The organism is Martinezella sp. CNPSo 3795, assembly GCF_057784475.1.
On sequence record NZ_JBXSOQ010000019.1, the window covers coordinates 19,974 to 32,050 of the forward strand.

General features: G+C 61.6%; 10 protein-coding genes. 5 read left to right on the forward strand and 5 right to left on the reverse strand.

Features of this window, described 5'->3' with window-relative positions; translation table 11 throughout:
- Positions 1-24 precede the first annotated feature (24 nt).
- The gene (locus AC13QY_RS30505; protein ID WP_488494417.1) at positions 25-795 is read left to right on the forward strand and encodes a TIM barrel protein; all 771 of its coding nucleotides are present in this window, start codon (positions 25-27) and stop codon (positions 793-795) included.
- 98 nt (positions 796-893) lie between these two features.
- Here AC13QY_RS30505 and copD read toward each other — a convergent pair whose 3' ends face one another.
- The gene (gene copD / locus AC13QY_RS30510) at positions 894-1,778 is read right to left on the reverse strand and encodes a copper homeostasis membrane protein CopD (RefSeq protein ID WP_488494418.1); all 885 of its coding nucleotides are present in this window, start codon (positions 1,776-1,778) and stop codon (positions 894-896) included.
- 378 nt (positions 1,779-2,156) lie between these two features.
- Here copD and AC13QY_RS30515 point away from each other — a divergent pair, with 378 nt between their 5' ends.
- Positions 2,157-2,930, forward strand: coding sequence for a metallophosphoesterase (locus AC13QY_RS30515; RefSeq protein WP_488494419.1), 774 nt, complete (start codon positions 2,157-2,159; stop codon positions 2,928-2,930).
- Positions 2,931-2,937: 7 nt separating this feature from the next.
- Here AC13QY_RS30515 and AC13QY_RS30520 read toward each other — a convergent pair whose 3' ends face one another.
- Together AC13QY_RS30520 and AC13QY_RS30525 are read right to left on the reverse strand one after the other, a co-directional pair.
- Positions 2,938-4,419, reverse strand: a complete 1,482-nt coding sequence (locus AC13QY_RS30520) for an NAD-dependent succinate-semialdehyde dehydrogenase (RefSeq protein WP_488494420.1) — start codon at positions 4,417-4,419, stop codon at positions 2,938-2,940.
- Positions 4,420-4,488: 69 nt separating this feature from the next.
- Positions 4,489-5,760 carry a 4-aminobutyrate--2-oxoglutarate transaminase gene (locus AC13QY_RS30525; RefSeq protein WP_488494421.1) on the reverse strand — a complete coding sequence of 424 codons (1,272 nt, stop codon included), beginning with the start codon at positions 5,758-5,760 and terminating at the stop codon, positions 4,489-4,491.
- A gap of 222 nt (positions 5,761-5,982) precedes the next feature.
- Between AC13QY_RS30525 and AC13QY_RS30530 the strand changes: the two genes are divergently transcribed.
- The 3 genes from AC13QY_RS30530 to AC13QY_RS30540 all read left to right on the forward strand — a co-directional run bounded on the left by AC13QY_RS30530 (position 5,983) and on the right by AC13QY_RS30540 (position 9,457).
- On the forward strand, positions 5,983-6,813 hold the full coding sequence (locus AC13QY_RS30530; RefSeq protein WP_488494422.1) for a MerR family transcriptional regulator: 831 nt from the start codon (positions 5,983-5,985) through the stop codon (positions 6,811-6,813).
- Positions 6,814-6,896: 83 nt separating this feature from the next.
- Positions 6,897-7,523, forward strand: a complete 627-nt coding sequence (locus AC13QY_RS30535; RefSeq protein WP_113332413.1) for a ribonuclease D — start codon at positions 6,897-6,899, stop codon at positions 7,521-7,523.
- A 236-nt stretch (positions 7,524-7,759) separates the two neighbouring features.
- A complete protein-coding gene (locus tag AC13QY_RS30540; RefSeq protein ID WP_488494423.1) occupies positions 7,760-9,457 on the forward strand; it encodes a hypothetical protein in 1,698 nt (565 codons plus the stop codon).
- A 102-nt stretch (positions 9,458-9,559) separates the two neighbouring features.
- Here the strand turns inward: AC13QY_RS30540 and rpsA are convergent, their stop codons facing one another.
- Positions 9,560-11,263 (reverse strand): 30S ribosomal protein S1, encoded by a 1,704-nt coding sequence (gene rpsA, locus AC13QY_RS30545; RefSeq protein ID WP_112722941.1) that lies wholly within the window; start codon positions 11,261-11,263, stop codon positions 9,560-9,562.
- Between the two features lie 179 nt (positions 11,264-11,442).
- On the reverse strand, positions 11,443-12,075 hold the full coding sequence (cmk, locus tag AC13QY_RS30550; protein WP_488494424.1) for a (d)CMP kinase: 633 nt from the start codon (positions 12,073-12,075) through the stop codon (positions 11,443-11,445).
- Positions 12,076-12,077 lie beyond the last annotated feature (2 nt).

Here is a 12,077-nt window from a genome sequence, read left to right on the forward strand (position 1 = left end):
CACCGATTGAGGGAGGAGTATCTCATGCGGCAGTTTTCAGCTTGTATCGAATGGTTGTTTGCACGCGACGGCGATGCCTTTGCCGATCGTATCCGGCTGGCGCATGAAGCGGGGCTCGATGCGGTCGAGTTCTGGCACTGGACCAACAAGGACCTGGACGCGATCGCGGCTGCCGTGGCCGAGACCGGCATTGCTGTGTCCGGCATCGTCGCCGAGCCGATGATCGCGCTGACGAATCCGGCAAACAAGGAGGCATGGCTGAAGGGGTTGCGAGAGTCCGTTGCTGTCGCCCAGCGTCTCGGCGCGCCGGTTCTGATTGCGCAGGCCGGCGATGATCTGGCGAAGTTTTCTCGTGCCGACCAGAGGGCGGCCATCGTCGCTGCCCTCAGCGCCGGTGCCGATATTCTCGAAGGATCGGGCGTCCGGCTCGGCCTCGAGCCGCTGAACACGAAGATAGACCATGCCGGCTACTATCTGTCCTCGACCGTGGAAGGCCTCGATATGGTCGATGAGGTCGACCGCCCGGAAGTGGGCATCGTCTACGATCTCTATCATTCGGCTGTCATGGGCGAAGACACGCAGCAGGTGATCGGCGATCGCATCGACCGCATCATCCATCTCCATGTTGCCGATCATCCCGGCCGTAACGACCCCGGCACCGGCCATATCGATCTGACGAAGCGGCTGGATTGGCTATACGCCCAAGGCTATCGTGGCAGGGTGGGTCTGGAATACAAGCCGATGACGCAGGATCCGGCAGCCGTTCGCGCTGTCGTGAAATCGCTCGGCGGTTAGAGCAATTCCAGGAAAAGTGCGCAGCGGTTTTCCGTCAGGAATTGCGTAAAAACAAGGAGATAGAGCGTTTTCGCGATTCGAAGAAAAGCGAAACGGCTCTAGACCGGCTCCAGCATGCCGAAGACGGCAACGAGCCCGATGACGACAATGCCGATGCCGATCTCGGCGATGCTTCCAAGCCGGAGGGCCAACAATGCGCGAGCCGGCTTGCGGCCGATCCAGGGAACGAAGACGTAACGGTTGATGATGGCCAGCACCGCCATGACGGCGACCAGCGCGATCTTGATGGCAAGCAGCTTCTGATAGGACGAAGACCAGTCCGTCGGCAGGCGTTTCAGGATCAGCAGCGTATTGACGATACCGGAGAGGATGACGAGCGCGACTGCTACGTGCCCGGCATTGGAGAACCGGCGCAACGCCACTTGCGCTTCCGCCCGGCATTCCGGCCGGCCGAGAAGCTTGAGGATAGGGATCAGCGGCACCAGCGCCCCCAGCCAGCCGCCACCTGCAAGCACATGCAGGATATCATTGGCCCGGTGCGCCTGCCGCGCCCAGCCTTCCAGCATCGAGGCATGCCCGGTCAGTGACAGCGAGGCGAGCCCGAGGCCAGCGCCCAGGGTCAGCCCATGGCGGCGCCGGCTCTGCGGCAACAGCAAGGTGCAAACCATCACGATGGCCGCCAGCACTTGTGCCTGCCATGCAATCCCGACCGTGGTTTCGAAAACCACGTCATGCATCATGTCGGCATTGAGCGCATCGCTCCAGCCGTTGCCGATATTCGCCGTCGTCACCGGCAATGCGGCCAGTGCCGTTAAAACCGCAATCGCAACAATCAGCAAAAACGGTTTTGCAGCCATACGCCAGACGGTGTCGGCAAGCGCTCTCGGCACGAACAGAGAGAGATAGGCACAGCAGCCCCACAGAAATATCAGGGACGTGTCATGCAGGAAGCGGCAGAGTTGGAGCGCTGTCGTCGTTTCCATCAGGGTTTCACGATAAGTTTACAGGCGCCATGAATGGGACGTTCCAGTTTGAGGCATGTTGTTTGCGTCGGCAATCCGGCAGCCAATATGCTGAAGCTGCCCGGCACTCATGTTTTTCTCGGGTTGAACGGCGGGAATTTCTCGCGCCAACGTGGTCAGCGCGATAAGATTGCGGATACGCACTGTCAACTTTCTCCATGCATAAAGGCGCCGTTCGGGACGCTTTGCCGCAAGGCGGGTTGGTGCCGCAGGCCGAGGTCTGCCGTGGAACCATCATCAGCGATGATTTCCGCCTTTCTGGCAAAGAATCGTCGCTTTTGAGTCCTTTTTGCAGACACAGTTGAGGCGTTCCGGGGTGTACGCTCGAAAGGCAGTTTCATGGCGGCATCCAGGATACGCGAAAAAATGGCCAATGGCTTCGGCCACCGTCGGCGCCGGGAGTGGCTCGAACATCTCGACATGCCCACCTACGTCATCGGTGATGTCCACGGCCGTTACGATCTCCTCAGTGCACTGGAGCGCAAGATTTTTGCAGACGCGGCGGGGCTTCCCGGCCGAAAGCTCATCATCATGCTGGGGGACTTCATCGATCGCGGTCCCGCGTCGGCGCAGGTGGTCGGCCGCTTGATGGCGCCGCCGCCGAACGGTTTCGACCGCATATGCCTCACCGGCAATCATGAGATGGCGATGCTGGCCTATGTCGATGGTGAGATATCGCTCGAGGATTGGGTGGCGCTTGGTGGTGATGCGACACTCGCCTCCTATGGCGTGGATATCCCTCGCCTGCAGCAGTTATATCCCAAGCGGAAGAAGCTCGATACGTTCATCCGAACCTGGCTGCCGGACGATCATGTCAATTTCCTGCGCCGCCTGCCGATCCTGCTGGACACGCCGCAGGCCTTGTTCGTCCATGCCGGCATCGATCCGGATCGGTCCATTGCCGACCAGCAAGACGACGATTTGGTTTTCATCCGCTCCCGCTTCTACGATAGTGCACAGCCGCTGCCGAAGTTGATTATCCACGGCCACACGCCGGTCCAGCGGGCGGAAGTCAATGGTCTCAGGCTCAATCTCGATACCGGCGCCTTTTACAGCGACCGGCTGAGCGCGGCCCGGCTGTGGCAGGGCCGCATTCACATCACCTCAACCTGATAGCCGGCTATAGATTGCCGATGCAGAGGTATTTCATTTCCAGATAGTCGTCGGCGCCGTGGCGCGAGCCTTCGCGGCCGAGACCGGATTGCTTGATGCCGCCGAAGGGTGCCGTTTCCGACGACATCAGGCCGGTATTGATGCCGACCATGCCGTATTCCAGCGCTTCCGCCACGCGCCACACCTTCTTCAGGTCGCCGGCGAAGAAATAGGCGGCGAGGCCGAATTCGGTATCGTTCGCTTGTGCGATGACATCCTCGGCGGTGTCGAAGCGGAAGAGCGGTGCAACTGGACCGAATGTTTCCTCGCGGGCAACCTTCATGCTCCGGTCGACACCGGTCAGGATGGTCGGAGCGAAGAATGTGCCGGTGCCTTCTATGCGCTTGCCGCCGAGCACGACGCGAGCACCCTTCGAGACGGCGTCGCGAACATGGTCTTCGGCCTTGGCGACACCCTGTTCGTCGATCAGCGGCCCAACGATCACGCCCGGCTTGAAGCCGTCGCCCACGTTAAGTTCGCCGACCTTCGCGGCAAGCTTGGCGGCAAAGGCGTCGTAGACGTTGGATTGCACATAGATGCGGTTGGCGCAGACACAGGTCTGACCGGCATTGCGGTATTTCGAAGCCATGGCCCCCTCGACGGCGGCGTCGAGATCGGCGTCATCGAAGACGATGAAGGGCGCATTGCCGCCAAGCTCGAGGCTGACCTTCTTGATCTGGTCGGCGCACTGGCGCATCAGGATGCGGCCGACCTCCGTCGAGCCAGTGAAGCTGATCTTGCGCACCTTCGCATTGCCGCAGAGTTCGCGGCCGATGGCCGGGCCGTCAAGGCCGACGATGATGTTGAGGACGCCAGCGGGAATGCCCGCTTCTTCGGCAAGCACGGCCAGCGCGATCGCCGTCAGTGGCGTCTGCTCGGCGGGCTTCGAGACGACGGTGCAGCCGACGGCAAGGGCCGGCGCGATCTTGCGGGCGATCATGGCGGCCGGGAAGTTCCATGGCGTGATCGTGCCGACGACGCCGACCGGCTGCTTGATGACGACCATGCGCTTGTCGTTCGAGGGGGCGGGAATGGTTTCGCCGTAGATGCGCTTTGCCTCTTCCGCATACCATTCGACATAGGAGGCGGCGTAGAGGATTTCGCCTCTGGCTTCCGGCAGCGGCTTGCCCATCTCGGCCGTCAGGATGGCGGCCAGCTCATCGGCGTTGGCGATCATGAGATCGAACCATTTTCGCAAGATTGCGGCCCGTTCCTTGGCCGGGCGGGCGGCCCAGGCGACTTGGGCGATATAAGCGGCATCGATGGCAGCCGTCGTCTCGCCAGCGCCCATGTCGGGAAGCGAGGCGAGCACTTCGCCGGTCGCGGGATTGATGACATCGAAGGTCTTCGTCGCCCCGCCGCCCGTCCAGGTGCCGTTGATATAGCCGGCGGCGCGCAGGAGGCGCGAGGAAAAGGGAACATGCTTGGTCATTGCTGTTGTAAAGGACATGCTATGCACTCCGACAGGTTTCGCCCGGCAGGCCGCAGGCGGATAAGGGAACTACGCGGGTCGGCTTCGTTAATGCGAGGCGCTTGCCTCGATCAGCGATGCCTCAAGAATGTCGAGCGCTTCGCTGAAGATGCCTTCCTGAATGGTGATCGGCGACAGGAAGCGGATGACATTGCCATAGACGCCGCAGGTCAAAAGGATCAGCCCCTTGTCGAGCGCGATCAGCCGCACCTTGTTGGCAAAATCCGCGCTCGGCAGCTTGGTCGCCGCATCATTGAATTCCACCGCATTCATGAAGCCGGGGCCGCGGATATCGGCGATTTCAGGCACCTTGTCGCGCAGCGATTCCAGCCGCTGTTTCAGGCGCGAGCCGAGCTGGTTGGCGCGGTCGCACAGGCCCTCGTCTGCGATAACGTCGAGCACGGCATGGGCTGCGGCGATGCCGAGCGGATTGCCGCCATAGGTGCCGCCAAGGCCGCCTGGAGCGGGTGCATCCATGATCTCGGCGCGGCCGGTGACGGCGGCAAGCGGGAAGCCGCCGGCGAGGCTCTTTGCCATGGTAACGAGATCGGCCGCCACCTCATGGTGATCCATCGCGAACATCTTGCCGGTGCGCGCAAAGCCAGTCTGTACCTCGTCGGCGATCAGGAGAATGCCGTGCTGGTCGCAGATCTCGCGCAGCGCCTTCATGAAGGCTGACGGCGCCGGATAGAAGCCGCCTTCGCCCTGGACGGGCTCGAGGATGATCGCGGCCACGCGCTGCGGATCGACATCGGCTGCAAAGAGCTTTTTCAGCGTCGCCAGCGACTGCTCGACACTGATGCCGTGCAGCGGCACGGGGAAGGGCGCATGGAAGACATCGCCCGGCATCGGGCCGAAGCCGATCTTGTAGGGCGCGACCTTGCCGGTCAGCGCCATGCCCATGAAGGTACGGCCATGGAAGCCGCCGCCGAAAGCGATGATGGCGGAGCGGCCGGTGGCGGCGCGGGCGATCTTCACGGCGTTTTCGACCGCTTCCGCGCCTGTCGTCACGAAGATCGTCTTCTTGGCGAAATTGCCGGGGACGATCGCGTTCAGCCGCTCGGCCAGATGAACATAGCTCTCATAGGGTACGACCTGGTGGCAGGTATGCGTGAAGCGATCGAGCTGTTCCTTGACGGCAGCAATGACGCGGGGATGACGATGGCCCGTATTCACCACGGCGATGCCGGAGGCAAAATCGATATAGCGATTGCCTTCCTTGTCCCAGATCTCGGCGTTTTCAGCGCGGTCGGCGTAGATCTGCGTCGTCATGCCGACGCCGCGGGAAATGGCGGCGTTCTTCCGCTCGGTCAGGATCATTGCAGTGGCTCCCAGGAAGGCGTTTTCGAATTATCTTGCAGAAGTTCTGCAAGTTATTTAGAAAACTCCTACATTTTTCCTGCAAGATTTCAAGCGGGATTTTGTACGGGTGACAAGAATGCGCGAAAGGCTCCCATGGAGCGCCGCGCGGCTTTTAAGGCGCGCTAAGCCGCGCCATCCATGCTAAACGGATCGAAAGACGAAAATCAGGGATATTGGCAAATGAGCAGCATCGAGCCGGAGCGCTACCCCGTGCGCTACAAGGTGGCGGAAGCGGCGCGTCTTGCCGGCGTATCGGCCTCCACCCTGCGCCTATGGGAAAGCCAGGGGCTCGTCGTCCCCTCCCGCTCCGAGACCGGGCACCGCCAGTACAGCGCCGACGACGTGGCGCGGCTGAAGCGCATCTCCTGGTTCCGCGCCGAACGCGGCCTCAATCCGGCGGCGATTCGCGAAGCGCTCGAGATGGAGGAAGGCGGTGCCGCCGGATCTGAGAATGGCGAGCAACTGGCCGCTTCGGATATCGGCCGCAGACTTCGCTCGCTGCGCCACGCCGCCGGCAAGACGCTGGAGCAAGTTGCCGCCGACATGGGCATGACGTCGTCGACGCTCTCGACCCTGGAACGCACCTCGCAGGGTGTCAGCTTCAAGACGCTGCATGACCTCGCGGATTATTATGGCACAACGGTATCGCGCCTGTCTGGTGAGGAGCGCGAGGATGTTCCCGCACTCATCCGGTCAGGCGAATGGCGTTCCTGGCCAGCGACGACGCCAGGCGTCACTGTCCAGCTTCTTGCCGAAGGGCGGACGATGATGGATTGCCATCGCTTCGTGCTCGCGCCAGGTGCGACAAGCGAAGGCGCCTATCGGCACGAGGGCGAGGAATTCATCCATGTTCTCGCCGGTCGCCTGGAGCTGGTGCTCGACAGCGATCAATTCTTCGATCTCCTGCCGGGGGATTCCCTTTATTTCGAAAGCCGCCGTTATCATTCCTGGCGCAACCGCCATGATGGTGAGACCATATTGCTCTGGATCAATACGCCGCCGACTTTTTGACAGGCGCCGGTATGGTTCTCATCCCGTCTGTTCTATAGAACGGACGAAAAGTGAATTCAGAAGGACAGAGCCGGGAGAATCTCATGGCTGCCACCATCCGCTATCACGAAGGCGATATATCCACTGAGGATGCCGCCCGCTATACCGGCGCCATTGCCATCGATACCGAAACCCTCGGCCTCGTTCCACGTCGTGACCGGCTTTGCCTCGTGCAGCTTTCGCCCGGCGACGGCACGGCCGATATCATCCGCATCGCCGCCGGCCAGAAGCAGGCGCCCAATCTCGTTACCATGCTCGCCGATCCTGCGCGTCAGAAGATCTTTCATTACGGCCGCTTCGACATCGCCGTCCTGTTTCATACGTTTGGCGTCACCACGACCCCGGTCTTCTGCACCAAGATCGCCTCGCGCCTCTGCCGTACCTATACCGACCGTCACGGCCTGAAGGACAATCTCAAGGAGATGTTGGACGTCGATATCTCCAAGGCGCAGCAGTCGTCCGACTGGGCCGCGGAAACGCTGTCCCCGGCGCAGCTCGAATATGCTGCCTCCGACGTACTCTATCTCCACGCGTTGCGCGAGAAGCTGACGCAACGCCTGTTGCGCGACGGCCGCATGGACTATGCGGATGATTGCTTCGCCTTCCTGCCGACGCGCGCCAAGCTCGACCTTCTCGGCTGGGAAGAGGCGGATATCTTCGCGCATAGCTGATTGCTTCGCTTGCGACAGGAATTCCTGAGCCGGTGCTGCACAAGCGGCATCGGCTCCTTTATTTAGGGATCTGTTAAGGACTCGGCTGCTATTTTGCGGATGATTTCCAGGTCTGCGCGTTCGCGCCTCGCCAATTCGGCCACTCGGCGCTAGGAAATCCACAGGCCGCATGAGCGGACCTCGATTGAACCTGCTTCCCGCTTCCATCGTCGCCTTGCCAGACAAAGGAGCATGTCATGTTGCTTCCCGTTGGTGCCGTGTCCGCTGTGGGTGTGTCCATTGAGAAGCCGATCGCCGCAACGGCCGAGACCTCCGGGCTTCAGACGACGGCAACGCCGCTCGCCGTTCTGTCGAGTACCGTTAATGCCAGCGTCGAGGGCAAGCTGAACATGCTGCTGGTCGCGGCTCGCGAACGCATGCTCGACAGTCTGCTTTCCGCGATCGATGCCGCCAGCAAGGTGGTGAATGTTTCCCGTGAGCCGGATGAAAGCAATGCCGCCTATGCCCAGCGTGTTGCCGCCGCAATCCGCAGCCTGACGCCGCCACAGCTCGCCGCCGCGCAGCAGCGTATGGATGGGCAGATGAGGACGCCGGTGCCATTGCCGCTTCTGGCAGCAGCATTGGAGGACCCGGAAAGTCCGCAGGCGGTGCAGCTGGCTCTCAGCCTGGAGCAGGCATTGGCCACCGAGCCGGATGCCGTGCTGAAGGCCGTCGTCAATTCCTATGGGCAGAACGCCGGCGAAGTGGAAACGCCAGCTTCCCAGGCACCCGTATCAGCCCCGCTGCAGAAGGCGGCCGAGCTAGCCGCCCTGGCAACGGCGCTTGCCGCTGCAGCAGAAGAACCGGCCTCCGCTATGCCGACACCTGGGCCTGCAGCGGCCACTCCGACGACGGCCCAGCCCGCCGCGCAGCCAGCACCTGCGGAGCAGCAGACGCCGCAAGTGGGCATCCCCGCACAATCTCAATCCGCGCCGGCTTCCGCACAAGCGGCCCAAGCACAGCCGACCCAAGCACAGACGGCCGCCCAAAACGTTGCCGCCGCCCCGCAAACTGCACCTGCCGGCAGCGCTGTCGTCACGGCCGCTACTGTCGAGCCTTCCGCGCTCGCGTCTCTTGTCGATGATCTCACTGCAAGCGTGCTGCTGACGGCAATCGCCGCCGAAGCCCAACTCCCGACTGAAGTCGCTTTGATCCGGTCGCCGCTGACGCCGCCGCCGGTGCCGCGCGATATCCAGCAGATAGAAGCCGACATCAAACAGGGCCTGCAGGTCGTCATCAGTCCGCCTGCGATGGCGACCGATCCCGACCTTTTGCAGATCATCAACAATCCCTCCTCTTCCGTGGAGAAGATCATCGCCCAGGCGTTGACCGGCAATAGCGCGGCGCAGGCATCGTCAACGCAGCCGCCGATCGTTAACGAAGGCTCCAATCGCCCGGTCGCAGTGGCGGCCATGCCGGCGTCATTGGCAGAAGGGCCCGAAACATCCGGTGCTCTTCCCATCGCTTCCGGCAAGCCGCCGTCGCAGACGTCGCCTGCAACGCCGGTGGCGGTATATGAGGCTGCGGAGCAGGCGACGATGTCGGCGCCCCTGCCGCTCGGCGTTCCCTTCGTCGTGGCGAACTATCTGCCGGTCGACACTCCCGCCAAGAATAGCGAATCGAAGCTGCTCAATCGCGTCGATCCCGTCGGCGATGAGGAGGGCGGACAAGCTCAGGACGAGGAGAACCCGCAAGATCAGGATGAAGAGCAGGCCCATGCGGAGGAATCGTCGGCGCAGGCAGAGGGCGAGGCATCCGACAAAGCGGAAGCTGGCCCGGCCTCTGCGGGGGACGATAACGTCAGACAGGAACTCGTTGCCTTGCCGCAGCCTCTGCGCGACCCTCTTCAAGACCACGCCTTCGATTTCTATCGGCGCATGGTGGCTTGGGAATAGGTCGAGCCGCATCGGACAGGCGGTATGGCGCCGCAGAACGGACAAAGAAAAACCCGCCGGATCGCTCCGGCGGGTCTTTTGTTTCCAGGCTTCGACCGAGGATTATTCGGCGTTGCGGTTCTTCAGAGCCGCACCCAGGATGTCGCCGAGCGAAGCGCCCGAGTCGGAAGAACCGAACTGAGCGACGGCTTCCTTCTCTTCTGCGATTTCCAGAGCCTTGATCGACAGCATGATCTTGCGGTCCTTCTTGGAGAAGTTGGTGACGCGAGCGTCGACAACCTGACCAACCGAGAAACGCTCCGGACGCTGTTCGTCACGGTCTCGCGACAGATCGGCGCGGCGGATGAACGAGGTGATGTCTTCGTGGTTGACGAGCTTCACTTCGATGCCGCCGTCGTTGACTGCGATGACTTCGCAGGAAACGACTGCATTCTTGCGCAGGTCGCCGGAAGCAGCAGCTTCACCAACCGAGTCCTTGCCGAGCTGCTTGATGCCGAGCGAGATGCGTTCCTTCTCGACATCAACGTCGAGAACGACAGCCTTGACGACGTCACCCTTGTTGTACTCTTCGATGACCTGCTCGCCCGGACGGTTCCAGTCGAGGTCGGAGAGGTGAACCATGCCGTCCACATCGCCATCGAGGCCGATGAACAGGCCGAATTCGGTCTTGTTCTTGACTTCGCCTTCGACTTCGGTGCCAGCCGGATGGTTGCGGGCGAATGCTGCCCACGGATTTTCCAGCGTCTGCTTCAGGCCGAGCGAGATACGACGCTTGGTCGGATCGACTTCGAGAACGACGACTTCGACTTCCTGGCTCGTGGACAGGATCTTGCCGGGGTGAACGTTCTTCTTGGTCCAGGACATTTCCGAAATGTGGATCAGGCCTTCGATGCCCGGCTCCAGCTCGACGAACGCACCGTAGTCGGTGATGTTCGTGACGGTACCGGAAATCTTCTTGCCTTCCGGATACTTGGCCTGGATGCCATCCCACGGATCGCTCTCGAGCTGCTTCATGCCGAGCGAGATACGGTGGGTTTCCTGGTTGATGCGGATGATCTGTACCTTGACCTGCTGGCCGATGGACAGGATTTCCGACGGATGGTTCACACGGCGCCATGCCATGTCGGTGACGTGCAGCAGGCCGTCGATGCCGCCGAGGTCAACGAACGCACCGTAATCGGTGATGTTCTTGACGACGCCGTCAACAACCTGGCCTTCTTCGAGATTCTGAACGATTTCAGAACGCTGCTCGGCACGGGACTCTTCCAGAACCGTACGACGCGAAACGACGATGTTGCCGCGGCGCTTGTCCATCTTGAGGATTTCGAAGGGCTGCGGGTTGTGCATCAGGGGGGTGACGTCGCGGATCGGACGGATGTCGACCTGCGAACGCGGCAGGAAGGCGATAGCGCCGTCGAGATCGACGGTGAAGCCGCCCTTGACCTGGTTGAAGATGACGCCTTCGACGCGCTCGCCAGCTTCGAACTTGGCTTCGAGCTTGATCCAGCTTTCTTCGCGGCGAGCCTTTTCGCGCGACAGAACGGCTTCGCCAAGCGCGTTTTCGATACGCTCGACATAGACTTCGACTTCATCGCCAACCTTGAGCGTGCCGTCCTTGGCGCGTGCACCGAATTCCTTCAGCGCGATGCGGCCTTCGACCTTGAGGCCGACGTCTACAACGGCGACATCCTTTTCGATGGCGGTGATGATGCCCTTGGTGACGTAGCCTTCAGCCAGATCGTTCTTGGCAAAGGATTCTTCGAGAAGGGCCGCGAAATCTTCGCGAGAGGGGGAAGTTACAGACATAAAATCTCCTGGCGTGTCCGATCATGCAATCTGGACACTGATGCGCCGGTGGTTCGCGTTGAACAGGCCTGACCCCAGTCCGCCTCCCTTCGGGAAGCAATCCGGCGCTTGGACGGAATGTCAGGCTATCTTGAAATCGGCGGCTTCCGGCGCGAGGCGCGCGAAGACCGCACAAATTTTCAGGCATTTCGGCTCAGAGCGGCGTCGATGATCGATTTTGCCGTCTGAAACGCCGCTTCTATACTCATTTCTGAGGTATCTAGCAAGTATGCCTCTTCGGCCGGCTTCAACGGGCTATCCGTGCGGCCCATGTCGCGCTCGTCGCGCCGCTTCACATCTTCGAAAATGGCATCGTAATCGGCACTGCCGCCGGCTTCGATGATCTCTTCGTAGCGCCGCTTCGCCCGGACTTCGACCGAAGCCGTCACGTAGAGTTTTACCGGCGCATCCGGGCAGACCACGGTGCCGATATCACGGCCGTCGAGCACGGCGCCCGGCTCCTTCTGCGCAAAACGACGCTGCGCTTCGACCAGAGCGCGGCGCACGGCCGGCATGACGGCGATCTTGGAGGCGGCCTCGCCGATCTCGTGGCGGGAGAGGATGCTCCGGTTGAGCCCGGCGAGATCGACTTTGCGCGCCACGCCTTCGGCAATAGCTTCGTCGTCGAGCGGCAGTCCGGCATCGAGCAAGGCCTTGGCGGTGGCGCGATAGGTGAGGCCGGTATCGAGATGATGATAGCCATAGGCCTCGGCGATCCGACGTGCCAGAGTTCCCTTGCCGGCAGCCGCTGGTCCGTCGATGGCGATGATCATGT

Coding starts and splice junctions, on each gene's coding strand:
- AC13QY_RS30535 (WP_113332413.1), top strand. CDS start 6,897: ATGGCTGCCACCATCCGCTATCACGAAGGCGATATATCCACTGAGGAT.
- AC13QY_RS30520 (WP_488494420.1), bottom strand. CDS start 4,419: ATGTCCTTTACAACAGCAATGACCAAGCATGTTCCCTTTTCCTCGCGC.
- AC13QY_RS30515 (WP_488494419.1), top strand. CDS start 2,157: ATGGCGGCATCCAGGATACGCGAAAAAATGGCCAATGGCTTCGGCCAC.
- AC13QY_RS30505 (WP_488494417.1), top strand. CDS start 25: ATGCGGCAGTTTTCAGCTTGTATCGAATGGTTGTTTGCACGCGACGGC.
- AC13QY_RS30540 (WP_488494423.1), top strand. CDS start 7,760: ATGTTGCTTCCCGTTGGTGCCGTGTCCGCTGTGGGTGTGTCCATTGAG.
- copD (WP_488494418.1), bottom strand. CDS start 1,778: ATGGAAACGACGACAGCGCTCCAACTCTGCCGCTTCCTGCATGACACG.
- cmk (WP_488494424.1), bottom strand. CDS start 12,075: ATGATCATCGCCATCGACGGACCAGCGGCTGCCGGCAAGGGAACTCTG.
- rpsA (WP_112722941.1), bottom strand. CDS start 11,263: ATGTCTGTAACTTCCCCCTCTCGCGAAGATTTCGCGGCCCTTCTCGAA.
- AC13QY_RS30530 (WP_488494422.1), top strand. CDS start 5,983: ATGAGCAGCATCGAGCCGGAGCGCTACCCCGTGCGCTACAAGGTGGCG.
- AC13QY_RS30525 (WP_488494421.1), bottom strand. CDS start 5,760: ATGATCCTGACCGAGCGGAAGAACGCCGCCATTTCCCGCGGCGTCGGC.